Annotated in this window: 25 protein-coding genes; all 25 read right to left on the minus strand. The window is 33.8% G+C overall.

Annotated elements, in window-relative coordinates:
* On the minus strand, positions 1 to 4,214 hold a 4,214-nt coding region (locus PHP06_03755; protein MDD3839668.1), incomplete at its 3' end, for a PolC-type DNA polymerase III.
* 5 nt (positions 4,215 to 4,219) lie between these two features.
* Positions 4,220 to 4,849 carry a glycosyltransferase family 2 protein gene (locus PHP06_03760; protein ID MDD3839669.1) on the minus strand — a complete coding sequence of 210 codons (630 nt, stop codon included), beginning with the start codon at positions 4,847 to 4,849 and terminating at the stop codon, positions 4,220 to 4,222.
* A gap of 13 nt (positions 4,850 to 4,862) precedes the next feature.
* Positions 4,863 to 5,933 carry a flavodoxin-dependent (E)-4-hydroxy-3-methylbut-2-enyl-diphosphate synthase gene (gene ispG / locus PHP06_03765; protein MDD3839670.1) on the minus strand — a complete coding sequence of 357 codons (1,071 nt, stop codon included), beginning with the start codon at positions 5,931 to 5,933 and terminating at the stop codon, positions 4,863 to 4,865.
* A gap of 15 nt (positions 5,934 to 5,948) precedes the next feature.
* The gene (gene rseP, locus PHP06_03770) at positions 5,949 to 6,950 is read right to left on the minus strand and encodes an RIP metalloprotease RseP (GenBank protein MDD3839671.1); all 1,002 of its coding nucleotides are present in this window, start codon (positions 6,948 to 6,950) and stop codon (positions 5,949 to 5,951) included.
* A gap of 20 nt (positions 6,951 to 6,970) precedes the next feature.
* Positions 6,971 to 8,107, minus strand: coding sequence for a 1-deoxy-D-xylulose-5-phosphate reductoisomerase (locus tag PHP06_03775; GenBank protein MDD3839672.1), 1,137 nt, complete (start codon positions 8,105 to 8,107; stop codon positions 6,971 to 6,973).
* The gene (gene ytvI, locus PHP06_03780) at positions 8,107 to 9,180 is read right to left on the minus strand and encodes a sporulation integral membrane protein YtvI (GenBank protein ID MDD3839673.1); all 1,074 of its coding nucleotides are present in this window, start codon (positions 9,178 to 9,180) and stop codon (positions 8,107 to 8,109) included. The genes PHP06_03775 and ytvI overlap by 1 nt, the downstream gene beginning before the upstream one ends.
* A gap of 72 nt (positions 9,181 to 9,252) precedes the next feature.
* Positions 9,253 to 10,053 carry a phosphatidate cytidylyltransferase gene (locus PHP06_03785; protein MDD3839674.1) on the minus strand — a complete coding sequence of 267 codons (801 nt, stop codon included), beginning with the start codon at positions 10,051 to 10,053 and terminating at the stop codon, positions 9,253 to 9,255.
* Between the two features lie 13 nt (positions 10,054 to 10,066).
* A complete protein-coding gene (locus PHP06_03790) occupies positions 10,067 to 10,831 on the minus strand; it encodes an isoprenyl transferase (protein ID MDD3839675.1) in 765 nt (254 codons plus the stop codon).
* Positions 10,832 to 10,880: 49 nt separating this feature from the next.
* A complete protein-coding gene (locus PHP06_03795) occupies positions 10,881 to 11,075 on the minus strand; it encodes a hypothetical protein (protein ID MDD3839676.1) in 195 nt (64 codons plus the stop codon).
* A gap of 2 nt (positions 11,076 to 11,077) precedes the next feature.
* A complete protein-coding gene (frr, locus tag PHP06_03800; GenBank protein MDD3839677.1) occupies positions 11,078 to 11,632 on the minus strand; it encodes a ribosome recycling factor in 555 nt (184 codons plus the stop codon).
* Positions 11,633 to 11,646: 14 nt separating this feature from the next.
* The gene (gene pyrH / locus PHP06_03805; protein ID MDD3839678.1) at positions 11,647 to 12,363 is read right to left on the minus strand and encodes a UMP kinase; all 717 of its coding nucleotides are present in this window, start codon (positions 12,361 to 12,363) and stop codon (positions 11,647 to 11,649) included.
* A 71-nt stretch (positions 12,364 to 12,434) separates the two neighbouring features.
* Positions 12,435 to 13,085 (minus strand): translation elongation factor Ts, encoded by a 651-nt coding sequence (gene tsf, locus PHP06_03810; GenBank protein ID MDD3839679.1) that lies wholly within the window; start codon positions 13,083 to 13,085, stop codon positions 12,435 to 12,437.
* Between the two features lie 73 nt (positions 13,086 to 13,158).
* The gene (gene rpsB / locus PHP06_03815) at positions 13,159 to 13,863 is read right to left on the minus strand and encodes a 30S ribosomal protein S2 (protein ID MDD3839680.1); all 705 of its coding nucleotides are present in this window, start codon (positions 13,861 to 13,863) and stop codon (positions 13,159 to 13,161) included.
* Positions 13,864 to 14,044: 181 nt separating this feature from the next.
* Positions 14,045 to 14,413: a hypothetical protein gene (locus tag PHP06_03820; GenBank protein ID MDD3839681.1), complete on the minus strand. Its 369-nt coding sequence runs from the start codon at positions 14,411 to 14,413 to the stop codon at positions 14,045 to 14,047.
* A 16-nt stretch (positions 14,414 to 14,429) separates the two neighbouring features.
* The gene (locus PHP06_03825) at positions 14,430 to 14,765 is read right to left on the minus strand and encodes a hypothetical protein (protein ID MDD3839682.1); all 336 of its coding nucleotides are present in this window, start codon (positions 14,763 to 14,765) and stop codon (positions 14,430 to 14,432) included.
* Positions 14,766 to 14,782: 17 nt separating this feature from the next.
* Positions 14,783 to 16,543, minus strand: coding sequence for a FapA family protein (locus PHP06_03830; GenBank protein MDD3839683.1), 1,761 nt, complete (start codon positions 16,541 to 16,543; stop codon positions 14,783 to 14,785).
* Positions 16,544 to 16,555: 12 nt separating this feature from the next.
* Positions 16,556 to 17,314: a FliA/WhiG family RNA polymerase sigma factor gene (locus PHP06_03835; GenBank protein ID MDD3839684.1), complete on the minus strand. Its 759-nt coding sequence runs from the start codon at positions 17,312 to 17,314 to the stop codon at positions 16,556 to 16,558.
* Positions 17,315 to 17,331: 17 nt separating this feature from the next.
* Complete coding sequence (locus tag PHP06_03840; GenBank protein ID MDD3839685.1) at positions 17,332 to 17,817, minus strand: chemotaxis protein CheD; 486 nt, start codon at positions 17,815 to 17,817, stop codon at positions 17,332 to 17,334.
* The gene (locus PHP06_03845; GenBank protein ID MDD3839686.1) at positions 17,814 to 18,437 is read right to left on the minus strand and encodes a chemotaxis protein CheC; all 624 of its coding nucleotides are present in this window, start codon (positions 18,435 to 18,437) and stop codon (positions 17,814 to 17,816) included. The genes PHP06_03840 and PHP06_03845 overlap by 4 nt, the downstream gene beginning before the upstream one ends.
* A 3-nt stretch (positions 18,438 to 18,440) precedes the next feature.
* The gene (locus PHP06_03850; protein ID MDD3839687.1) at positions 18,441 to 18,887 is read right to left on the minus strand and encodes a chemotaxis protein CheW; all 447 of its coding nucleotides are present in this window, start codon (positions 18,885 to 18,887) and stop codon (positions 18,441 to 18,443) included.
* Between the two features lie 11 nt (positions 18,888 to 18,898).
* On the minus strand, positions 18,899 to 20,839 hold the full coding sequence (locus PHP06_03855; protein MDD3839688.1) for a chemotaxis protein CheA: 1,941 nt from the start codon (positions 20,837 to 20,839) through the stop codon (positions 18,899 to 18,901).
* Between the two features lies 1 nt (position 20,840).
* Positions 20,841 to 21,479 carry a flagellar brake protein gene (locus PHP06_03860; protein MDD3839689.1) on the minus strand — a complete coding sequence of 213 codons (639 nt, stop codon included), beginning with the start codon at positions 21,477 to 21,479 and terminating at the stop codon, positions 20,841 to 20,843.
* 10 nt (positions 21,480 to 21,489) lie between these two features.
* Positions 21,490 to 22,359, minus strand: coding sequence for a MinD/ParA family protein (locus PHP06_03865; GenBank protein MDD3839690.1), 870 nt, complete (start codon positions 22,357 to 22,359; stop codon positions 21,490 to 21,492).
* A 6-nt stretch (positions 22,360 to 22,365) separates the two neighbouring features.
* A complete protein-coding gene (locus PHP06_03870; protein ID MDD3839691.1) occupies positions 22,366 to 23,385 on the minus strand; it encodes a DEAD/DEAH box helicase family protein in 1,020 nt (339 codons plus the stop codon).
* A gap of 1 nt (position 23,386) precedes the next feature.
* Entirely contained in the window at positions 23,387 to 25,417 is a 2,031-nt protein-coding gene (flhA, locus tag PHP06_03875; GenBank protein MDD3839692.1) for a flagellar biosynthesis protein FlhA, read from the minus strand.
* Positions 25,418 to 25,426 lie beyond the last annotated feature (9 nt).

Below are 25,426 nucleotides of genomic sequence, written 5' to 3' on the forward strand. Positions count from 1 at the left end.
CCAAATAGAGACAACTGGTTGGATTCTGGCAATCCCTTCAGGCAGCCATGATTTTTTAATACTTCTATTACAGTCTTGCTAACCCTGCTTCTGGTTACGATATCTTCAATAGAAATAAATTTCCCTTTTGCCCTGGCCTTTATGATATTCTCTGCGGCATTATTACCTACTCCCTGCAGACTGTTTATCGGAGGTAGTATACCTTTTTCCGTTATCAAAAATTTTTTTGCATCTGATCTATATAAGTCAACCTTTAACATGTTGATGCCTCTTTGGTACATTTCTAATGCTACTTCTGAAATAGTGAGTAAGTTTTTTTCCTTTTGAGTCAGTTTAGAATTTGCACTTTCCAGCTCCTCTATCTTATTTTTTACTGCTTGTTTGCCACTGGATATCAAATCTGCATCAAAATCATCTGCACGCACAGTAAAATATGTAGCATAAAATGCTTCGGGATAATGAACTTTGAAATAAGCTATTCTAAAAGCCATAGTCACATATGCCACTGCATGCGCTTTAGGAAACATATATTTTATTTTTTTACATGAATCGATGAACCATTCCGGTACTTCTACTTGTCTCATTTTCTTTTCTTCATTTTGATCAATGCCTTTGCCCTTTCTCACTTTCTCCATTATTTTAAATGCCAGGGTCGGTTCCATGCCTTTTTGGATAAGATAAGTCATTATATCATCCCTAGTACATATTACTTCTTTCAATGTAGCTGTTTTATTTTTGATCAATATCTGAGCATTGTTCAACCACACATCTGTTCCGTGGGATAAACCGCTTATTCTGACCAGTTCAGCAAAGGTTTTAGGTTTTGTATCCACCAGCATTTGTCTAACAAATTTTGTACCAAACTCAGGTATGCCAAAAGTTCCAACCTCGCTATTTATATCTTCTTCATCTATGTTCAACGCTTTTGTAGACGAAAAGATAGACATAGTCTGCTCATCATCTAACGATATCTTTGTAGCATCGACGCCTGTCAAATCCTCCAGCATTTTTATTACAGTAGGATCATCATGACCCAGAATATCCAGCTTTACCAACCTGCTGCTTATAGAATGATAATCAAAGTGAGTAGTTATAATACTTGACCGTTTGTCATCAGCAGGATGTTGTATCGGAGTAAATTGATGTATATCCATATTTTTAGGAACTACCATGATACCACCTGGGTGTTGTCCTGTAGTTCTCTTTACCCCTGTGCATCCATCAATTAATCTATTCATTTCAGCATTGTGAATAACAAGACCATTGTCCTCACAATAATTTTTAACAAATCCGAAAGCGGTCTTTGTAGCAATAGTTCCTATCGTACCAGCCCTGAACACATGACCCTCACCAAACAATTCTTCTGTATACTTATGGGCAACCGGTTGATATTCCCCTGAAAAATTCAAATCTATATCCGGTACCTTATCACCTTTAAAGCCTAAAAAGACTTCAAATGGTATATTGTGACCATCTTTTTTTAGACCGGTTCCACATATTGGACAATGCTTGTCCGGCAAATCAATGCCGCAAGGATACTTGTTTAAATCTATATCAAAATCAGAATACTTACATTTAGGACATGAATAATGAGGAGGTAGAGGATTAACCTCTGTAATATTACACATAGTTGCAACAAAAGAAGAACCCACTGATCCTCTGGAGCCAACAAGATATCCATCATCAAGTGATTTTTTAACCAGCTTATGTGCTATAAGATATAAAACAGCAAATCCATTGCTTATTATAGAGTTTAATTCCTTGTCCAATCTTCTCTTAACTGTTTCTGGCAAATCATCTCCATAAAGTTTTTTAGCATTGCATATTGCCATTTCTTTGATCTCTTTGTCTGCACCTTCTATTATAGGAGGATATAATTTATCAGGTATAGGTTCTATATCCTCTATCATTTGATTGATTTTTAAAGTATTATCGATAACTACTTTTCTTGCAGTTTTTTCTCCAAGATAGCTGAACTCTTCCAGCATCTCTGAGGTAGTTCTTAGATAAAGAGGCGCTTGTTTATTTGCATCCTCAAAACCCTGTCCCCACATAAGTATCCTTCTAAAACATTCATCATTTTTATTTACAAAGTGCACATCTCCTGTAGCCACTACCGGTTTATTGAACTTATCACCCAACTGAACAATTTTTTTGTTTAATTTCTTAAGTTCTTGGACATCTTTTACTTTTCCATCACGAATCAAAAATTCATTATTTCCTAATGGCTGTATCTCAAAATAATCATAAAAATTAGCAATTTCCTCGATCTTTTGCATGTCCCATCTGTTTAATAAAGCTCTGTATAGCTCTCCGGACTCGCATCCCGTACTTATTATAAGTCCCTCTCTATACTTGTTAAATATGCTTTTAGGTATTCTAGGCCTTCTATAGTAATACTTTAAATGAGATAGAGATATTAATTTATATAAATTTTTGAGGCCTTCTTGGTTTTTAACTAATATTACTGCATGATATGAAGGAACTTTTGCATAATTCACTTCGTCTGCAAAACATTCGTTTATTTGACTTATATCTTTAATTCCCCTGTTTTTTAACTTTTTTAAGCATTTTAAAAATATCAGGGCAGTAGCCTTTGCATCATCTACTGCCCTATGATGATTATCCAGTTTTATATTTAAGTGCTCTGCTACTTTATTTAGTTTATAGGTCTTTAGTTTAGGGTACAGCACTCGACTCAAAGCCAATGTATCTATAACAGGATTTTTGATTGCAATTCCCATCATATCACAACTTTTTTTGATGAATGCTGTGTCAAAAGATGCATTATGCGCCACTATAGGGTTGTCAGATATAAATTTTAAAAAGTTCGGTAATATTTCTTCTATTTTAGGTGCATTTTTGACCATTTTATCATCAATACCCGTCAATTCAGTTATTTTAGCAGGTATGCTTATTCCTGGGTCTATCATAGAACTAAATTCATCCACAATTTCACCGTTTTTTACTTTTACCGCACCTATTTCGATTATCCTATCTTCAGAAGGTTTCAATCCAGTTGTCTCTAAATCAAATATTATGAATTCGTCCTGTAATTGAGTGTTATCAGCATTGATAACTATATTTTCTCTGTCATTTACTACATATGCTTCTACGCCATATAAGATTTTTATACCACACTTTTTGCCGGCATCAAAGGCTTCTGGGTATGCTTGGACAACTCCGTGATCTGTTACTGCAATTGCCGGATGTCCCATCTGTGCTGCTTTGTTTATCAAATTTTTAACTGGAGTTACTCCATCCATAGCGCTTAATTGTGTATGCGCATGTAATTCTACTCTCTTTTCCTCACAATCATCAGTTCTAACCTCTGGCTGAATCTTGATTATCTCATATGCAGTGATCACCAGATCTCTTTCATATTTATCATATTGGCAGTCTCCCTTGACTTTTACCCATGCTCCCTTTGATAATACATCAGTATTTTTTTTCTTCATAAAATATTTAATAGTTATAGAACTTTCAAAATCAGTAATATCAAATATTGCCAAAAATCTCCCACTTTTCAATTGCTTTAAGTCCAGTCTTATTATCTTTCCTTGACAGGATACAGTACCTGAATTAGAATCGATATCGCTAATAGGTATAGTATCATCTTTTGTTAGCCTATTTTTTCTTGTTGTCTTTGGTTTTGATTTTTTTTGCTGATTCTGATTTAATGCAAATGCAACTAAATTTGCATCTTCTGCATTTTTTGCTTTTATATATTCTTCTGAATTAGCAGCAATAAAATTGTTTGATATCAATTTTATTGCTGCTTTTATCCCAAATTGTTCGTCAATGAGATTCTGCATGGATTGTTTCAACTTTTTTATATTTAACATTTGCAGGCTTGATTGGTCAGGAAGAATTATATATACACAATTATCTTTTATCTTATAATAGCATTTTTTCGACCAACATTTAAATGAAGGTAATTTTTCTTCAGTATAAAATTTAATATTATTCCAGTATACTTTAAATAAATGTTCTAAACTATCAAATTTGATATTATATCTTATTTTTATCTCAAAACTATCTAAAAAACTATACTTCTCTTTAATTCGCTTCTTTAGGGCATATACTTGATTGTAGTCAATTAATTCATCTGATCTGATGTATAGTTTCCATGTTTTATCTTTTATATTCACTAAAACTTTTTGTATTTCAATATTAGAATTCATTCCCACAATATTTAAAAGACTTTTGTCCATATATATCACCAACTGAAAACTATTTTAGCTATCTCCCAATACATTTTTAATCTTGCAGCAAATCCCCGGGAAAAACCTAGTTTTTCTTCCTTCATTATATGTGTAACATCTTCCAGTATAACTTCCTTCACGCATAAGCTATTTTTATTTGCATATCGTGTAAGTGCAACCTCCACTCCAAACTTTGAAATCTCCAAATCAGAAAGATTCTCTATCAGTTCTTTTCTCATGGCCCTTTGACCTGATAGAAAAGGTGCTATTTTCTGTGCAAAATCAGTTACCGGTCTACCTTTACAAAAAACACCTATAGTCATTTGGGCCTCATTATTTAATATCGGAGTAAGCAAATTATGTATATGGTGTGCTTTTAAACCTACTAGATCAGCATCTAAAAAGAGCATTACATCAGAATTGCATTTCTCTACCCCGGCAAGCATAGCCCCACCTTTTCCCTTATTAGTCTCTAGTTCTATGACCTTGGCACCTGCTCTTTTTGACACATTTACTGTATCATCTGTAGAGCCATCGCTTACCACAATAATCTCATTTATCAACCTAGATACCTTCAACACATTAATTACATTTTGTATTGTTTTATCCTCATTGTAAGCAGGTATAATCGCTGCTATAGTCATACAATCCTTCCTCTCATTCGCTCTCAATGTCTAACAATTTGTGTACTTCATAGACGAATTGTTCTACCATATCAGCCTCACTAACCTTTTTCAAAAACTCACCCTTTTTGAAGATTATGCCTTTCCCCCGCCCTCCTGCCAAACCAATATCAGCTTCCCTTGCTTCTCCTGGCCCGTTCACGACACAGCCCATTACCGCAATCTTTAAAGGCTTTTTTATATGTTTAAGCCTGGATTCTATCTGGTTTGCAGTATCTATTAAATCAATCTCACATCTCCCACAGGTAGGACAAGAGATAATTTCTACTCCTTCATCTAACATTCCAATGCTCTTTAATATCTGTCTACCTACTTCAACTTCTTTTATAGGATCACCTGTAAGCGATACTCTGATAGTATCCCCTATTCCGTTCAACAAAAGGGCTCCAATTCCAATCGATGATTTTATGGTTCCCGACCATATTGTGCCTGATTCAGTAATGCCTACATGCAATGGATAATCAACTCTTTCAGAAATTTGTTTATATGCAGCAAATGTATCTATCACATCAGATGATTTAAGGGATAAAACTATATTGAAAAAATCATTTTCCTCAAGTAGTTTTATATATCTCAGCACACTTTCTACAAGAGCATCCACCGTAGGACCTCCGAATTTATCAAGTAAATCTTTCTCTACTGAACCGCTATTTACCCCTATACGTATAGCTACACCCCTTTTGTTTGCTTCATGTGCTATTGCTTCTATTTTTTGACGATCCCCTATATTTCCAGGGTTAATCCTTATCCCGTCAATACCTCTTTCTAAAGCCATTAAGGCAAGTCTATAATCAAAGTGTATATCCGCTACTAATGGTATACTTATCAATTCACGTATCTTATCAAGATTAGCAGCAGCATCTTTATCAGGTACTGCTACCCTAATTATATCACACCCAACTTCTTCAAGTCTCTTTATTTGATCAACTGTAGCATTTAAATTTCTAGTATCTGTATTTGTCATAGACTGAACAGTAATTCTGCTATTTCCACCTATGCTGATATTACCCAACTTGATCCTTCTCGTATTTCTCCTACAAATCATTTTATTTTTCCTTCTTTATTTTAATCTTATAATATCTTTAAACGTAATGTATAGCATTAAAAGCATAAGCAAAGCAAATCCTGTAAAGTGCACTAGTCCTTCTTTGGTTCGATCGACTGGTTTTCTTCTTATACCCTCTATAATGAGGAAAATTAATCTGCCCCCATCCAATGCAGGGAATGGTATAAGGTTTATTATTCCCAGATTAATAGTAATTATAGTAACCAGCCACAAAAGGTTAAATATACCTACTTGGGCCGCCTTACCCACTTCACTTATTATTCCAACAGGCCCTATAACATTTCCCATATCAGCCTTGCCAAATATCAATTGTCCTAACCCTTGAATCATTAAATATATCAAATTTATTGTTTGTTTAAAACCATAGGTTATTGAATCATGCAAGGTATTTGTTACTTTGAAATTGATGCCAATTCTAGTCATTTGCAGTTCTTCGTCCCAAGTAGGAGTTAACTTTACATCCACTGTCTCTTGGCCTCTTTTTAAGCTCATTGTGATATCTTTGCCAGCATTATCATTTATTATTTTTCTTACATCATCAGCTGACTTAACTTTTACAGAATTTACAGATATAAAACGGTCTCCTGGCTTTATTCCAGCTTGATAACCAGGCATACCCGGTTCTACCCCGTCAACCACAGGTATAGGAACTCCTAAATTATAGCCAATTATGCTGAGCACTATTATCGCTAGAATGAAATTCATTAAAGGCCCCGAAGCGATGGTTAGTATTCTCTTCCATACAGGTTGATTATTAAAAGCATTTTTATCGTTGGATTCTTCATCTTCTCCAGCCATTTTCACAAAACCACCGATAGGTAAAACTCTTAAAGAATAGAAAGTGTCCTTCCCCTTAAATTTAAATATTTTAGGTCCCATTCCTATAGAGAATTCATCTACCTTTATTCCAACTGATTTAGCTGCCACAAAATGGCCTAATTCGTGAAACATAATGATTATACCAAAACATAAAAGGGCAATCAAAACAGTAACCATTCAACTACACCATCCTAATTTCAAGATAAAGCATTCCTCACCATTTTATCAACGTTTAATATGTCATCTAAATCTGGGTCATATATTATCTGATGCTCAAGCATGGTTTTTTCTATAATTTCTCCTATCTGAGTAAATTTAATCTGTTCATTTAAGAACAGATTAACTGCAACCTCATTAGCTGCATTGAGTACAGCAGGCATTGTATGGCCTATATCTAATGCTTGATATGAGAGTTTTAGACATCTAAACGCTTCAAAATCCGGTTCTTCAAATGTTAATTTGCCATATTCAAAAAAATTTATACCCTGTTCCTTATTTTCTAATCTATCCGGATAGCTTAAGGCATACATTATAGGGATTCTCATATCAGGAATACTCAATTGTGCAATTATACTGTTGTCTGAATATTCTACCATGGAATGTATGACACTTTCAGGGTGTATGATTACTTTTATTTTATCGGAAGTCAAACCGAATAGATAGCTAGCTTCTATGACTTCTAATCCCTTGTTCATCATAGTGGCTGAATCTATAGTAATTTTATCTCCCATGTCCCAATTAGGATGCTTTAAGGCCTGGTTTACAGTAACATCCTCCAATTGTTTTTTATTGAATCCTCTGAATGGACCTCCTGAAGCTGTAAGCAATATATTTTTAATGTGTTCTCTATTGTTACCCTGTAAACATTGGAAAATTGCTGAATGTTCGCTGTCCACAGGTATTATATTTACGTTTTCTCTTTCAGCAATTTTATTTATGTAAGTTCCGGCAGCTACAAGGGTTTCCTTGTTAGCCAGAGCAATATTCACTTTGTTTTCTATAGCTTTTACTACGGGCATGAGACAAGCTATCCCTACAATTGCAGCAACAACGATGTCTGCTTTATAGTATTCTGTACAATTGACTATATTATCATATCCTGACAGTATCTCGGTTGAAGTCTGGTGTATTCTTTTTTTTAATTCTTCCGCTTTTGATTCATCCTCAACTACAGCTAATTTGGGTTTGAATAAGTTTATTTGTTGTTCTAATAAATCTATATTCTTCTTGCATGTCAGACATACTACTTCAAACTTGTCCAAATTATTTTTTATCACATCTAGTGTTTGAGTACCAACTGATCCTGTACTACCTAATACAATCACTCTTTTCATTAAGTATTATCACCTCTATACCTGAAAAATGGAAACAATCCGGTTTCCAAAGCACCTCTTATAATTATTAATATTAAAGGTCCTAGAAAAACTCCTATTACACCAAATAACTTCAATCCTACATACAGGGAAATTAAAGTAAGCAAAGGATGTAACCCTAATCCATTACTTATAATTTTTGCCTGGAGTACCTGTCTAAATACAAGCATACCTATAAATAATATCAGTAAACCGACAGCAAATAATGTATTCCCCATAAAAAAACTATAAGCAATCCATGGGATGAACACCAAACTAGGTCCTAATATTGGAAGTAAATCTAATATTCCACATATAATACCCAAAGTCAAGGCATAATCCACCTTTAAAATGATAAACCCTACTATATCAAAAGCAGTAGTCAATAATATTAACGTAGCATGTGCCTTTATCAGCTCAAGCAAAGTATGCAATACATCTGTTTGAAATTTACGAACATAATCTCGCTTTTGGGGTGGAAATAACCTAATGACAAACTTAGAGATTTTATCCTTATCTTTGCTGAAAAAATATGATGCTATGAATATTATTATCAAAAAGAGCAATATTTCCGGTAAAGATGCTATCACCTTTACAATGTTATCCTTCAAAGAATTCATAATGCCTAATAGTGAAGTATATACATTTGCCATTCCCTCGTCTACTTTGGATAAAACTTCTGGTGGAAGCCTATCATTGACTTGCTGCATATAAATTATAAAATCATTTATATATTTATTTATATTGTCATAGTATGATGGTAGCATATTTATTATTTTTTTTAGCTCATACATAAATCTTGAAAAACAAACAAAAACTATTAAGGCAAAACTTATAAAAAAAATAGCTATGCTTAACAGCGAAGAAAACCATCTAGGTAACTTGGTCTTATTGTCCAAAAGCTTTACCAAAGGATCTATCAACAAAGCAATAAGTACTGCAACCAAAAATGGAGAAAAATATATTATTAAAATTTTAACTGCAATAAAAAATATTGCACAAACTCCAACAACTATAGCACTATTTATCAAAAATTTTAATGCAGTCTTCATCATAACTCCTCATAAAAACATTCTTGAAATTTGGATTAAATAAGCATATAACTTGATTAAAAATTGCACTGATTTTCAAAATACAAAAACCACTAAATAAAAATATACTAGGGTAGACGAAACAATTATACTATCAAACCTATCTAAAATTCCGCCATGCCCTGGGAATATAGTTCCATAATCCTTGATACCACAATATCTTTTTATTTTTGAAGCTATTAAATCACCTGTTTGACCAAAAATACCACATAAAAATCCAATTATCAAATAATTATACCACACAATATTATAATCAAATAAGTTATTTGTTATAATGCCAGTTAATATTCCCATTACAACTGCTCCAATTATGCCCCCTATACTGCCTTCAACTGTCTTATTGGGACTTATATCAGGACAAAGCTTGCGTTTTCCCAATGCTTTCCCACTAAAAAAAGCAAACGTATCAGTGGACCATGTGAGAATAAATATAAGCCACATGTATACAATACTTTCGCTTTCCGGCGAACATCTAAGCTTTATCAATGTTATAAAAGGTAAAACTGGGTAAAAAATACCGGTAAAGCTTACAAAAATATCAATAATATCATGATTTTTACTAAAGGTAAAAATCATATAATAAACTATCAAAAATAAAACAATACATATAATCGCAAGATGAGTTAAATTATAAATTGTAATACTAAAAATAAATAAGGCAAATAAATATCCGATTTTTATAACATTAACTCCCTTGGATTGAAAAGCATTATAAAATTCATAAAGTGCTAATAATGCAGCTGCCATTACTGAAAGATTGAAAAACCATCCTCCATAATGCACTGCAATTATCAAATAAACAATCCCGATTACAGCTGTGGTTATACGTTTTATCAACAACGTCCAGCACCTACCTTTTGTTTATGCCTCCAAATCTTCTACTTCTTCCCTGATAGTCCTCTATGGCTTCTATGAGATGCTGCTTCCTAAAATCAGGCCACATTACCTCTGTAAAATAAAGTTCAGCATATGCGCTTTGATAAAGTAAAAAATTGCTCAGCCTTAATTCGCCCCCGGTTCTTATCAATAGATCGGGATCAGGCAGGTCTCGAGTATATAAATACCTTGAAAATAAACTTTCATTTATATCTTTGATCTCTAACTTTTTATCTGATATATCTTGGTAGATTTTTTTAGTGGCATTCACTATCTCATCTCTTCCACCATAGTTCAAAGCAAGATTTACTATTAATCCATCATTATTAGCAGTCAGATGGATGGCATTTTTTACTTCCCTAAAGGCATATCCTGGTAATTGGCTTATATCGCCTGATGCGATTAATTTTACTCTTTGCCTGTTTAATTCTTTAACCTCTTTTTTTGCATATTCAACTAATAAGTTCATCAAAAAACTGACTTCTTCCTCAGATCTTTTCCAGTTTTCTGTTGAAAATGCGTATAGCGTTAAAACTCTTACACCCAATTGACTGCATGCCTTTATTATATCTCTCACAGATTCCATACCCGCTCTATGTCCTTGAGTTCTTGGCATATTGCGCCTTTGGGCCCATCTTCCATTCCCGTCCATAATTATTGCGATATGTTCAGGTGTATATTGTATATTTATTTGTTCTATGTCTTTATCTTTTTTCTTGAATATATCTAAAATCCTCATGTTTTCTTCTCCGATTCTTGATCTGTTTTAAAAAGCAGCCAAAGCTGCTTTATTTATAAAAAAATGAATATGTAATTTCAAGGATGGAGCCGGAATACTTTTGTCTGATTACTCTTTTAACAAAAGTTTCTGTTTTTATGTTTTGGGGAGAGGCAGTCATATTCGTCTTATATTCAATATTGTTCTCTTTAAGTATTTCTACACATTCCTCAAGTGTTAAACCGAGAAGGTCGGGAGATAACATGTTTAAACCTCCATAATTTCCTGTTCTTTCTTTTCAACAATTTCATCTACTTTGCCGGTAAAATCATCTGTCAATTCCTGGACTCTTTCTTCCCCTCGCCTCTGGTCATCCTCAGTTATTTCGCTCTTTTTCTCCATTGATTTGAAAGTATCATTTACTTCTCTTCTTACCTGTCTTATGGCTATTTTAGCATCTTCACCATTTCTTTTGACAACTTTAACTAACTCTTTCCTTCTTTCTTCAGTTAAAGCAGGAATAGCTAACCTTATCACCTTTCCATCGTTACTGGGGTTTAGACCTAAATCAGATTTTAAAATTGCCTTTTCTATAGCAGGAAGTACATTTGCATCCCAAGGAGAAATAAGCAAAAGTCTAGGTTCAGGAGCTGTTATGCCTGCTATTTGGTTTAGAGGCGTTAACACACCATAATACTCAATTTTTATATTATCTAATAATGATGGGTTTGCTCTGCCTGCTCTTATAGAAGCCATATCTTTTTTTAATACATCTATAGTCTTTGACATCTTTTTTCTGGCTGTCTTTATATGATCGTCCATCTGTGGAATCATCATTACTCCTCCTTCTTTATTATTGTACCAATATTTTCTCCCATTATGACTTTCATAATATTGTCAGGATGCTTTAATCCGAAAACAATAATTGGTATCTTGTTATCCATGCATAGCGTTATAGCTGTGCTATCCATTACACCCAACCTTCTGTTTATCACTTGTATATAGTCTAGTTTATCATATTTTTTGGCATCAGGGTTTATATTTGGATCGCTATCATACACCCCATCAACGTTTTTGGCAAGAAGTATAGCATCGGCTTCAACCTCAGCGGCTCGCAAGGACGCAGTCGTATCGGTGGAAAAAAATGGATTGCCTATACCTGAAGCAAATATTACTATCCTTCCTTTTTCCAGATGTCTTATAGCCTTCCTACGAATATACGGCTCTGCAATTTGTCTCATTTCTATAGCTGTCTGTACCCTAGTTTGAGCACCTTTCTTTTCAAGCGCATCTTGTAGAGCCAAAGCGTTTATTATTGTCGCAAGCATTCCCATGTGATCAGCTGTTGTCCTGTCCATACCTATGCCATTTCTGCCCCTCCATATGTTACCACCACCTACAACTATCGCCACATCTACACCGGCTTTTCGAACGCGTATAACTTCAGAAGCAATCGCATCTAAAATTTTGTTGTCAATACCATAACCTTGATCTCCCGCTAAAGACTCACCGCTCAGCTTAAGTATTATCCGTTTAAAAGCAGGTTTTTCCATTAAAATAAAACCTCCTACAATATAATTCTTCTTAAAAAAGGGACACAAAAATTGTGTTCCCTTTATAGTAGTTATTCCCCTTTAATTTGTTTTGCGACTTCTTCAGCGAGATTATCTTCTCTTTTTTCAAGGCCCTCGCCCATTTCATACCTGGTAAACCTTCTGATCTTTATGTTCTCGCCAATCTTTGCGATCTTCTCTTTTAAAATATCGCCTACTGTCTTATCTGTATCCTTAATAAATGGCTGTTCTAAAAGGCATATTTCTTTAAAATACTTCTGTATCCTGCCTTCAACTATTTTTTCAGCAATCTTTTCGGGTTTACCTTCGTTTACTGCTTGTATTCTTAAAATTTCTTTTTCTTTTTGAATTAGGTCCTCAGGAACTTGTTCTCTCTCAATATATGTGGGGTTAGAAGCAGCAACCTGCATCGCCATATCCTTTACAAAATCCTGAAATTCATCGGTTTTTGCAACAAAATCAGTTTCACAATTAACTTCTATCAAAACACCTATTCTACCGCCGGCATGTATGTACGAAGCTACTACTCCTTCAGCGGCTATACGACCTGCCTTTTTAGCAGCTGCAGCAAGTCCTTTCTCTCTTAACATCTCGATTGCTTTTTCGATATCTCCGCCTGTCTCAACTAGCATTTTTTTGCAGTCCATCATTCCTGCGCCTGTTCGCTCTCTCAACTCTTTTACAAGAGAAGCTTTGATCATGAATATCTACCTCCTTTTATGCTAAAGATAAAGGGACGGCAATGAGTGATAACCCAACCATCCCCCTATAATATTATTCTTGTTCTTCGGTCTGTTCACCCTGTTTTGCTTCTAATACTGCATCTGCAATAATAGATGTAAGTAATTTTACTGCACGTATAGCATCATCATTCCCCGGAATCACATAATCCACTTCATCTGGGTCACAATTTGTATCTACAATAGCTATTATAGGTATCCCTAATTTTTTAGCCTCATTAATAGCTATTCTCTCTTTTTTAGGGTCAACAATAAATACAGCACCCGGCAGCTGCTCCATCTCTTTTATACCACCGAGGTTTTTCTCTAATTTTTCTAACTCATGCCTTAAACCTATAACCTCTTTTTTAGGCAAAACATCGAATATACCGTCTTCTTCCATCTTTTTTAACTCATTTAACCTTCCGATCCTTTGCCTTATGGTTTTATAATTTGTAAGCATACCGCCCAGCCATCTTTGGCTGACATAAAACATGCCACATCGTTTCGCTTGCTCCTCTATTGACTCTTGAGCTTGTTTTTTTGTACCTATAAACAATATAGATTTACCACTGGAAACAACATCTTTGACAAAATCATAAGCCTCTGAAATCTTTTTTACTGTCTTTTGAAGGTCTATGATATATATACCGTTCCTTGCAGTAAATATATATTTCTTCATCTTAGGATTCCATCTTCTAGTCTGATGTCCGAAATGAACACCTGCTTCTAATAATTGTTTCATAGTTACAATTGCCATAATTTCACCTCCTCAGTTATTCCTCCATTCCCATTCATCCCTGTAGAAAACTGTCACTATAACAGCACCGTTCTACAAGTCAGGAAATGTGCGTTTTATCACCGTTAGTAGTATAACATAGTTGATTATATTAATCAATAAAAAATAAAAGGAGATTGCATTAATATATTTGCCCAACTTACTAAATAAGATTATTCAATTCCATAATTAACTTTACTTCTCCCTTTCCTTTACCTAATATTTGGGCAATTTCATCTGTATTATATCCTTTTTTTATTAAAAGTCTGATGTGATTTACCTCATCCGTACCCGAATCCACCTTTTTTTCTGATCCGGGTTGTTGCATTTGTTCTTCTATGTGGTCTATCATTTCAGAATATGTTGCCCGTATATCTTTATAAAGCTGATTAGCCTCTTTTAAAAATAATCCATAATTATCATATATTTTCTTATTTTCTTCCCATTGTATTTTTATCTTTCTAAAAATAGAATAAATAATTAAAACGCCCAGCAATGATATCAATGAAAATACTACAGCTACATATTCCAATTTCTCACCCCCGTTGTCATATTTTTATATCCACATGCCTACCTTTTAAACTACAACAAAGTTCTTTCTGCTTATCCTCTTGTTGTTGTTGTTCTTGTTCTTGTTGTTCTTTAGCTTTCTCATTATCCCCACTATTTCTTTTATCTTTCCTTTTTTCATTGGTAGAAACTTTATTAAAGCTTGTGTTAAACGTATTTAAAACTTGATTCTCCTGTTTAGCCGCATCTTTTTGCAGAATCTGTGAAAATTGTTGCTGTTGAATATTGGGTCTTGTCTGCTCTGAAGCAGCATTTTTTGCCACTTCATATGCTTTCTGAACCACTATTTGCATGTCAACAGGCTTTATACTCATACATATCCCTTCTCTGCTCAGATATTTTCATATGCAAGCACTTTTATATCGCCGTCCTGATTTTTAAAAGTAGAATATTTCATTTCATCTTTTACTTCATATACAGACTTTCCTATTACTATTTTTACTCCTGGGTATATTGTTTTCAATACGCTTACTTTACCCTTTGTCATGTTTTGGATCTTTTGTTCAGTTTGCGAAATCTTGTCCTCTAATTTTATAGATTCATTCATTAGAGATAACTTTGATTTTATAGCTTTTACTTTTACATCTTGCTTTGAGTTATCTAACCCAGCTTTTCGCTCATATTTATTCAATAAAGAAATGACTTTTTCCGCCTTTGCTATCTCAACTTTTTTTACCTTTAGTTGTTCTTTCATTTTATTATACTCTTCTCGTAACAAGGGATCACATCCCACTTCTATCTCGGTTCCAGTACACATGCTGGATCCGATTGATTTCGCCTTTATTCCGTTTAATGCTTTTACAACTCCTCCCACTATGATGCCTCTCTTTCCATCTAACTCTATTACATCATTGCAATAAACATGGCTGTGTAATATGGCATCGGCCTTCATCTTGCCTCTTACCACTATTCTAGCGTTTTCCACAAATGAAGAAACTAAATTTCCCCCACAATTAATCAACCCTAGATTTCTCCCTTGTACGCCTCGATGGATCTTTATATCTCCCTCAGCTTTTATGATAGCCCCTTCCACTGCTCCAAATATATCTATATTCCCTCCTGCTTTGACTTCAAACCCAGTAAGCACATTCCCTTTTATAATTATATTGCCTATAAAATCAATATTCCCTGTTGAATTATCTACATCTCCATTCACTTCATATACCCTATACACATTTATCATATTTTTTATGATAGTAGCCTGACCGTTATCAGTTGCAATTATCTTGTTGCCTTCTAATTCAACATTTTTCCCCAATTTAATATTGATATTCTTTCCATCTTTAGCCTTAATGTTTTTTCCATAAACATTGGTTCCGTCTTGCCCTTTTGAAGCATGGGTTATTTCCGCAAGGCATTGTCCTTTTTTTATGTTTTCTACCAACCCAAGTTCGTGGTAGTCTACTCGACCATTCTCTAGTTCTTTAGGTTTTAGCTGTTTGTTCTTATTGAAATAATATTTCACTTTTCCATCCTGACCATCAATAGGGGGGATACCATTGGCTATTATGAACCTTTGATTGAACTTTGATTCTTTTATGAAATTCTTTATATTTTCATGTTTAATGCCAAAAACTATTCCGTTCTGTTCTAATTGCTGTAAAACAGCATCATATTCGATCATTTTTCCTCCCAAAGGGGGAGATATCTCTGCATATGCAGTAAAAGCATCTTTATCAATCGTAATTGAAAGCTTAGCATCAATTTTTTTCTCCTGTTGTGCGGGAGCTATCTTCTCCCTGCACTCTTGGGTCGAGCTAATGGCATTAGCCAAAATTTCTTTATCAATATCATCTATTCTCTTTTCTATTATCTCTTTTATTAAATTGTTTTGATTTATAGGCTTACCTGCTCCTTTATGCGGATTGATTATCAAGTATACACCATCATCTTCAAATCTAATATCATAACTCCCGTCTTGTGAAGCTTGCCTTTCACCTATCTCAAATTCATAGCTGGATTGAGTCAGGAACCCTTTTGTTTTTTTGATTAATTCTATGTCCACATCTTCTCTATTTAAATTTAGCTGTTTGAGCACCTTACCTACCGCTTGTTCATAGGACTTAGCACTTACCTTAATCGTTTTTTTCATTTTCATCACCTTTTAAAATAAATCATTTTTATATCTAGCAAGGCTGCCTCTCAATCTCAATAAGGATTTTGTATGGAGCTGTGATATTCTAGATTCAGATAAATTCAGTATGATTCCTATTTCTTTTAAAGTCAGCTCTTCATAATAATATAGCTGGATTACTTTTCTTTCTTTAGCCGGGAGCCTATCTATCGCATTAGATAGTATTCTTTTTATTTCTCTATTTTCTAATTGTTCATGGGGTATTACATCTTTGTCAGTACTGATGGGCTCTACATATATGTTCTTCTCTAACATATCTTCTAGAGAGAAATTTATATAACTATCTATCCTTTTTATTATATCATTAAACTCACCTAATGGAATATTAAGATAATTAGCTACTTCTTCGTCAGTTATAGCTTTACAATGTTGAGATTGAAGTTGATTGTAAGCTTTTTCAATCATATTTGCTTTTTCACGTATGTTTCTAGGCACATAATCTTGTTTTCTTAGGTAGTCCTGTATTTCTCCTCTTATTCGCAAGTATGCATATGTTTTAAACTTAACCTTTCTATCTATATCGTATTTTTCTATCGAGTCTATAAGTCCTATTATTCCAATGCTTACAAGATCATCGTAATCAACTTTCTTCGCAATGCTGGTAAAAATTCTTCCCGCTATTTGTTTTACCAAATAAGTATTTTTTAAAATAAGTTCATTTCTGATTGTATCAGAAGGATTTTTTTTATACGCTTTCCATAGCTTATCTTCTTCTATTGAGTTTACCATAACCAGCACACCTTTTTTTATATTGTCTTGTCACCATAACCTATCGTTTTAATAAAAAGCCTTCCGTCTTCAGAATAAAACTCTATTGTCCGTCCATAATTTCCACCTACATCTTCAGATATTATGGGAATTTTTAAATGATTCAGCACTTCTTTGCAAGCACTTATATTTCTTTCTCCTATATTTAAAAGATTGTTCGTATCGCTGATAGAAAACATCTGAGCGCCTCCTGCTAACTTTGCAGTAATTCTATTGATATTTGCTCCAGCTTTTGTCATCTTTTTAATAAGCTCAATTATTGCTGTATCTGCAAATTTATATGGATTGTTGCTTTTCTTTGATTTAAAGCTATAAGGCAACATTATGTGGGCAAGACCTGCAAGCTTCCCTACAGAATCGTAAAGAGCTACACCTACACAGGATCCCAGTCCGAGTGTAACTAAAATATCCGGGTGTTTTGCTATATTTAGATCAGCCATTCCTACTTTAGTGACATTTTTCATTTGCTATTTACTCCTAAAGCTTTTAAAATATTTTCAAAAGAATTTACATCTGGCACCAGTATAAAATCGCCCTGGATATATCTTTGACCCTCTATGAAATCAGTTTTTATAAATAATGCTTTATCGCTGATAGCGCCTAACTTGATCAAAGGTACGCTTAATATGGCTCCAGCCATATCAAAAGAAATAGATGGAATGCTGATTTTTATTTTTAGAGAAGTAAAAGCAGAAATAGCAGTTATATATGATGAACAAATAATATTTCCTAGTTCAGACAATGCTGATTTATACATTTTTTCAGAAATGTCAACCTTGTCAATTTTTCCATCGAATAAAGCATCAATAATTTTATCTGTTGAATCCATGCTCAATATGAACAAGATGCTTCCTTTTATGTCCCCAAATATATCCATATATATGCCGGTAACCGGTTCTTCTTCTTCCCCGATGGACTGTACTGCATCTTTAAAATCCAATACTTTTACTTCAGGCACACTCATATCTATCCTTTTATTTACCATTTTAGACAATGAAGTAGCCGCATTGCCAGAACCTATATTGCCTATTTCTTTCAGTATATCCATCAGCATATAGTTTAGCTCTTCTGTTCTAAAACTCATTATCTACACCTCTTCTGATTTTTTATAGGTGTTATCATCAATTAAAGTTTTTTCATCCAAAATCTGAAATAACTGATTGTCCTGCTTTATTATCCCTCGGATATTTTTTTGGTCATCAAAAAGTTGATCTGATGCTTGAACATCTTGCTGATCAACTTCTAACACTTGTTCAGCTTTATCCACTATAAATCCAAAATTTTCGTCCTTTATCTCAATAACCAAAATCCTAGTATCATGTTGATATTTTGTTTTGCAATTCGAAATTTTGCAATTCAAATCAATTATGGGCAATATATTGCCCCTCAAGTTGATAATTCCTTCTACATAATATGGTGCATGAGGTACTTTTGTAAATTCAGTTACCCTTTCAATAGATATTACATTATCTACATCGATTGCATAACTGCCTGACTGAAGCTTAAAAGTTAGAAAAACTTTTTTTGTATCCATCTGTCAACCCCCTAACATAAATAATTTGTATCCAAAATTAATGCCGGTTTTCCATCGCCTAAAATAGTAGCACCTGAAAAGATTTTTAGCTTTGAAAGATAGTTTCCTATTGATTTTACTACAATTTCCTGTTCTTGAAGCAATTCGCTTATTACAAGTCCGTATAACTTTTTGTTTTTCTTAACAACTAACGCTATCATCTCATCATCGTACACTGTATCATCTATACCCAATAATCTATCAACATATCTCATAGGGATCAACCTGCCTCTTAATGAAAATACATCTGTATTATTAATGTTTTTCACATCACTGGCTTTAATTGCTACTATTTCCTTTACAGAGTTTAATGGAATTGCATATTTCTGATTGCCTTGGTTTATCAATAAAGCTTGGATAATAGCCAAAGTTAATGGCAAGCGTATTGTAAATTGAGTACCTGCATTATCTATGCTTTCAACTTCTACATTTCCTCCTAGTGTTTCAATTTTAGATTTTACAACGTCTAACCCTACGCCTCTGCCTGATATGTCAGATACCTCATCCGATGTGCTAAATCCTGGTGCAAATAACATATCAACAATCTGATGTTTTGTGAGGGTTTGGGCATCGGATTTTTCTATCAATCCTTTTTGTATTGCTTTTTTTAAGACATTTTCAGTTTCTATTCCTCCGCCATCATCACTGACCTGTATCACTACATCATTCCCCTCATAGAAGGCATCTATTTTAATTTTGCCAACCTCGTCTTTGCCTAATTTAGAGCGTTTATCTGAAGATTCAATTCCATGATCTATTGAATTTCTTATTATATGTATCAAGGGTTCACTAATAGAATCAGCAATTGTTTTATCTACTTCAGTATCAGCACCCTCTATAATAAGCTCCACCTTTTTACCGGTTTTTTTAGATAAATCTCTCACTGTTCTGGGAAATCTATTGAAAACTACATTAAGAGGGACCATTCTCAATTTCATCACTGAATCATGCATTACGGCAGTAAGATTTCCTAATCTTTCTATGGTATCTGATATTGTGTCACCTCTACTAGTCAACTCTTCTATCCTATTTTTCACAATTATCAATTCGCTGACCTGGTTCATGATTGCGTCTAACCTGCTTATGTCTACCCTTATAGTATTGCTTATATTAATTTTGTTATCTCTGCTTTTTCCTGAGTTTTTTTCGGTTTTTATCCTTTCATTTTTAATTAATTCTTCCTTTTTTATTTGAACTATATCTACATTTTCTATCTCTGAAATGTTGATAATTTGGTTCTTTATCTCTTTAGCAGTAAAGTCTTTATCTACAATTATCCATAAATATAAATCCTGCTTATAGTTGCCTTTTTCAATTTCTTCTGTATCAGGGACTGTTTTTATTGTCTGGCTGTATTTTTCTATGTTTTTGAATATTAAATAAGCCCTTGCAGCTTTTAACTTACAATCTTTTTCAATAGTGATTTTTAATCTATAGCAATCCATGCCTTGTTCAATTGCTTTTTCTAAAACTGAAGTCTGATAATCATCTAAATCCATATCTAAATCATCTATATTGTCATCTATATCATTGCCTTTCGATTTAATTACTGCATCTAATCTCCCCAATAATTTATTATCATTTTTGACTTCTGTGCTATTGTTGATGATGCTATTTAAATGAGTTTCCAATAAATCAAGACAATCAAACAGCAAATCTATAAGAGCGTCATCTACCTTCACACTGCCATTTCTTATATTATCCAGCACATTTTCCATTGAATGTGTCAGCTTATTCATCTCTTTAAACTGCATAGAACCTGCCATTCCTTTTAAAGTGTGTGCCGCCCTAAACACTTCATCTACTATATCTTTATGGTCAGGCTGTTTTTCCAATACTAACAAGCAATCATTGATACGATCCAAGTTTTCTCGTGATTCCTGAATAAACATTTCAAGATATTTATCACTCATATTAAAACCCCTTTTCCAACAATTTTCTTTGCATCTCAAATATAAACTTTATTATGCTTTCTCTTTTTGTTGTATCAATATCTATAAATTTAAAAGCAGTCTCATAATAATGGTCATCGATTTTGTTGGAACGAATTACTTTTCCCTTAATCAATTCACCATTCAAATGCTCTGTCTTTATATCACAAAAAACTATGCTATCTTGATCAAACTTTTGGTTTGATACAACCCTTATACCGCCTCCGCTTATATCTTTAGCAACTGCTGATTTTATAAATTGTTTATCCTCTGAAAAAACTTCTACTTTTAAGTTAACATCCAATCTAAAGAACTTCCTTCTTTGTATTCTCCCTACTGGGCTATCACTTTTTAATTTATATAAAACCAGCCCTTTTTTATTTATAATTTCTATTACTCGGCAAAAAAAATATAATTGCCCGCGCTGGCTATAATATATCAGCTTTAACTTTTGGTCTATTTTTAAGTGTAGCGGCTTTCTAGATAATATCGGTTGGGTTATAACATAATTTTGTTGCTCATCAACATCTTCTACCCTACTAAAATAACTATTCTGTTTTTTATTCAATGTAGTCAAAGGAAGAATTTCTATCTTTTCGCCAATTTTAGGTTTGTCATACATTGTCAAAAACCTACCACCCTTTATTTGTTTTTAATAGCTTGCTAAAGAATGCTTTTATACTGCTTATGCTATCTTGTTGTTTTAGTTTTCTATTAACTAAATTACGGGCTATCAAATCAATGCATTTTGAAGCATTGCAATTAGGATAAACTAGCGAAAAAGGCTGTTGTTTCTTAACCGCCTTACATACATAATCGTCATTCATAACATAGCCCAACTTTTCTAGCTTTACATTTAAAAACCGATTAACCACATTGCAGAATTGATCTAATACATTTCTTGCTTCAAGGGAATTAGTAGCTCTATTTACTACTAGATTTATAGATCTGTCATAATTATGATTAGACAAAACTTTCACCATTGCATATGCATCGGTGACAGAAGTTGGTTCAGGGGTAGTGAGCAATATAATTTGATCAGAAGCATTGAGAAATGTTAAAACTATTTCTGATATACCTGCACCGGTATCGATCAATATTATATCTGCAATATTCTCCAGCTGTTCTATACCATTTACAAGATTTTTCACATTGTCTATGTCAGGATCTATAAGCTCTTCTATACCCGATCCTCCAAATATTAACTTTATACCTTCAGGTCCTTCATATATAATTTCTTTTGCACTTTTATTCTTAAATAATAAGTCGGTTAAATTGTATTTAGGGATTATGCCCAGTAAAACATCTATGTTGGCCAAACCTATATCTGCATCAACAATTACAGTCCTATATCCGAGTTGACTTAATTTAATGGCCATATTGACTGTGAAATTTGTTTTACCTACTCCTCCTTTTCCACTTGTTATAGCTATTATCCTGCATCCTTTTTCTGTATTATCATCTTTAAATATCTCTCTTAATCCTTGCGCTTGATCCTTCATATGCTATTACCTCAACAAACTATCTATAAGTTTTTCCGGATTAAACAACTCTATATCATCAGGCACATTTTGACCGGTAGCAATATATCTCAAAGGATGTGAGCTTATATAACAAGTGTTGAATATTATTCCATGCTTCTCTGTCTCGTCTAGCTTAGTAAATATAACTTTATAATCATCTATAAAATTATAACTTTGCAATAAATTTTTAATGCTGGAAAACCTAGTTACACAGCTTAACACTAGGAAAATTTCATTTGCTCCACTAGCAGCAATCAAATTATTTATTTCCATTATATTTTCTTGTTTATTCATATTTTTACCTGCTGTATCGATCATAATTATTTCTTTACCATTGTACTTTTTTACCGCTTTTTCCATCTCCTGCGGAGAATAGACTACTTCTAGTGGGAGTCCCATTATATCTGCATAGGTCTTTAACTGCTGTACTGCTGCTATTCTATAAGTATCAGCTGTAATCAATCCAACACTTTTTTTATATTTTATAGAATATATTGCTGCCAGCTTGGCCAATGTAGTTGTTTTTCCAACTCCTGTCGGTCCTAAAAATAGACAAATATTTTTATCCGCAGGCAAAAATCCAGATTGATATTTTAAATATGAATTAATAACTTTTTTAATGCTTTCTTCCCTATCCCCCGGCATGCTTTCCGCTTGGGCTATTAAAGATTCAGCAATATGCTTTTCTACTTCATTGCTAATCAGCTTTTTATATATTTCATCCTTATTATGTTGAATAGTAGGTTTATCATATTGGCTTATTCTGTTATCTATTTGGTACAATTTCTTCTCAATCTCATCTAACCTGGCATTTTTTGCAGGATTTGCAGCTGCGGATTGGTCTACGGCAGCAAGGATTTCCACCCAAGGTTTAGAAAAAAAGCCTAAAAAACCACCGGTCTTTATTTTACGCGTATTTAGAATGATTGCATCATTCCCCAGTTCCTTTTTCACTTTTTCCAGTGCTTCTTTATTAGTTTTAGCAAGATACCTTTTAATTCTCATTTCAAATGTTCACCATCCCTACTGCTTTGATTTCTATACCGGGCTCAATTTCATTATAAGACAAGACAGTTAATTCCGGATATACTTGTTCTATGATTTTTTTAAAATAAATCCTTACTATCGGAGAAGTTAAAATTATAGGGATTCCGGATAAAGTATTAAGTCTTTCAATTTGTTCAGCCAAATTATCGATAATCTTTTGTGTGATTTCAGGATCCATTGAAAGATAAGACCCATGTTCAGTTTGCTTTATATTATCCATTATTTGCTGTTCTATTGCAGGGTTTAATGTAATTACCTCTGCAGTTTTACTATCAATAAAATTTTTAGTGATATATCTGCTCAAGCTCTGCCTAACATATTCTGTTAGCATATCCACATCCTTCGTAATCGGTGCATAATCAGCAAGGGTTTCAAGTATAGTAACTATATCCCTTATCGGTACTTTCTCCCGGAGCAAGTTAGCAAGTACCTTCTGTATCTCCCCAAGGCTTAATAGTTTTGGAACAAGTTCTTCCACCAGTGAAGGATGAGTTTCTCTCACATTATCAATTAAATTACTCACTTCTTGTCTTCCTATCAATTCATGGGCGTGTCTTTTCAGTATTTCAGTCAAGTGAGTAGATATTACAGAAGGTGGATCAACAACTGTATATCCTAATATCTCCGCTTTTTCCCTATCTTTCTCTTCTATCCACTTAGCTGGAAGATTAAAGGCTGGTTCTATAGTATCTATACCATTTATTTCTTCTAAATTACCTGGACTCATAGCAAGGTATCGGTCAATCATCACCTCACCCCGTGCTACTTCTATACCCTTTATTTTTATTAGATATTCATTAGGGTCCAATTGTATATTGTCGCGTAATCTGATTACAGGTACTATTAACCCCATATCTACTGCACATTGACGCCTTATCATAACCACCCTATCTAATAAATCTCCCCCTTGTCTGCTGTCTGCAAGAGGAATTATACTATATCCAAACTCTAATTCTATTGGATCCACTTTTAACAGAGACATAACATTTTCAGGTTTCTTCATTTCATCAGCCTTTTCTTTTTGCTCTACTTGTTGCATTTCTGTCTCTGCTATTTTTATGTTTTTATTTAAAGTGATCCCCATATATATCATCAGTGCAGCAATAATATAGATGGGGATATGGGGTAATCCTTTTATACTGCCTATAATAAACAACAATGCCCCCGATATTATCAGCACCAAAGGCTGAGACATCATTTGTTTTATTACATCTTGACTCATGTTGGAATCAGAAGCTGCTCTGGTTACGATAATACCAGTTGCTGTTGAAATTAATAGTGCAGGCAGCTGGCTCACCAATCCATCACCTACTGTCAAGCGTGTATACTTGTCGAATATCTCTGCAATAGTCAGCCCGTCTCCAGACATGCTTCCTATGATCGCACCGCCTATGATATTGATCAAAGTAATTATTATTCCAACTACAGCATCCCCTTTGACAAATTTGCTGGCACCATCCATGGAACCATAGAAATCCGCCTCTCTTTGTATGTCCTTTCTGCGTTTTTTAGCTTCTATATCGTCTATCAAGCCTGCATTTAAGTCTGCATCTATAGCCATTTGCTTTCCAGGCATCGCATCTAATGTAAACCTAGCCGCTACTTCGGCTACACGTTCAGCCCCTTTTGTTATAACTATAAATTGTACTATTATAATTATCAGAAAGATTACAAAGCCAACTATTATATTATCCCCGATAACAAAACTCCCAAAAGTCTCTATTACACCCCCGGCAAAACCATCTCTCAATATGAGTCTTGTTGAAGAAATATTTAAAGCAAGTCTAAACAAAGTGGTAATAAGTAGTAGCGAAGGAAAAACAGAAAATTCCAACGGTTCTTTAATGTATAATGTGAGTAATAATATCATCAATGCAATGGACATATTAAAGGTTATCAATATATCCATAATGACAGAATTAAGTGGAATGATTATTAATAATATGATAAATACAATTACGACAGAAATTATTATATCGCCAAACTTCATAATTTAACA

This window comes from Clostridia bacterium, assembly GCA_028698525.1.
Classification (GTDB): domain Bacteria; phylum Bacillota; class Clostridia; order JAQVDB01; family JAQVDB01; genus JAQVDB01.

Excerpts from the sequence above, each read along its gene's own strand:
- PHP06_03760 (MDD3839669.1), bottom strand. The coding sequence starts at position 4,849 with ATGACTATAGCAGCGATTATACCTGCTTACAATGAGGATAAAACAATA.
- ispG (MDD3839670.1), bottom strand. The coding sequence starts at position 5,933 with ATGATTTGTAGGAGAAATACGAGAAGGATCAAGTTGGGTAATATCAGC.
- rseP (MDD3839671.1), bottom strand. The coding sequence starts at position 6,950 with ATGGTTACTGTTTTGATTGCCCTTTTATGTTTTGGTATAATCATTATG.
- PHP06_03775 (MDD3839672.1), bottom strand. The coding sequence starts at position 8,107 with ATGAAAAGAGTGATTGTATTAGGTAGTACAGGATCAGTTGGTACTCAA.
- ytvI (MDD3839673.1), bottom strand. The coding sequence starts at position 9,180 with ATGATGAAGACTGCATTAAAATTTTTGATAAATAGTGCTATAGTTGTT.
- PHP06_03790 (MDD3839675.1), bottom strand. The coding sequence starts at position 10,831 with ATGAGGATTTTAGATATATTCAAGAAAAAAGATAAAGACATAGAACAA.
- PHP06_03795 (MDD3839676.1), bottom strand. The coding sequence starts at position 11,075 with ATGTTATCTCCCGACCTTCTCGGTTTAACACTTGAGGAATGTGTAGAA.
- frr (MDD3839677.1), bottom strand. The coding sequence starts at position 11,632 with ATGGACGATCATATAAAGACAGCCAGAAAAAAGATGTCAAAGACTATA.
- pyrH (MDD3839678.1), bottom strand. The coding sequence starts at position 12,363 with ATGGAAAAACCTGCTTTTAAACGGATAATACTTAAGCTGAGCGGTGAG.
- tsf (MDD3839679.1), bottom strand. The coding sequence starts at position 13,085 with ATGATCAAAGCTTCTCTTGTAAAAGAGTTGAGAGAGCGAACAGGCGCA.
- rpsB (MDD3839680.1), bottom strand. The coding sequence starts at position 13,863 with ATGGCAATTGTAACTATGAAACAATTATTAGAAGCAGGTGTTCATTTC.
- PHP06_03825 (MDD3839682.1), bottom strand. The coding sequence starts at position 14,765 with ATGAGTATAAAGCCTGTTGACATGCAAATAGTGGTTCAGAAAGCATAT.
- PHP06_03830 (MDD3839683.1), bottom strand. The coding sequence starts at position 16,543 with ATGAAAAAAACGATTAAGGTAAGTGCTAAGTCCTATGAACAAGCGGTA.
- PHP06_03835 (MDD3839684.1), bottom strand. The coding sequence starts at position 17,314 with ATGGTAAACTCAATAGAAGAAGATAAGCTATGGAAAGCGTATAAAAAA.
- PHP06_03840 (MDD3839685.1), bottom strand. The coding sequence starts at position 17,817 with ATGAAAAATGTCACTAAAGTAGGAATGGCTGATCTAAATATAGCAAAA.
- PHP06_03845 (MDD3839686.1), bottom strand. The coding sequence starts at position 18,437 with ATGAGTTTTAGAACAGAAGAGCTAAACTATATGCTGATGGATATACTG.
- PHP06_03850 (MDD3839687.1), bottom strand. The coding sequence starts at position 18,887 with ATGGATACAAAAAAAGTTTTTCTAACTTTTAAGCTTCAGTCAGGCAGT.
- PHP06_03855 (MDD3839688.1), bottom strand. The coding sequence starts at position 20,839 with ATGAGTGATAAATATCTTGAAATGTTTATTCAGGAATCACGAGAAAAC.
- PHP06_03860 (MDD3839689.1), bottom strand. The coding sequence starts at position 21,479 with ATGTATGACAAACCTAAAATTGGCGAAAAGATAGAAATTCTTCCTTTG.
- PHP06_03865 (MDD3839690.1), bottom strand. The coding sequence starts at position 22,359 with ATGAAGGATCAAGCGCAAGGATTAAGAGAGATATTTAAAGATGATAAT.
- PHP06_03870 (MDD3839691.1), bottom strand. The coding sequence starts at position 23,385 with ATGAGAATTAAAAGGTATCTTGCTAAAACTAATAAAGAAGCACTGGAA.
- flhA (MDD3839692.1), bottom strand. The coding sequence starts at position 25,417 with ATGAAGTTTGGCGATATAATAATTTCTGTCGTAATTGTATTTATCATA.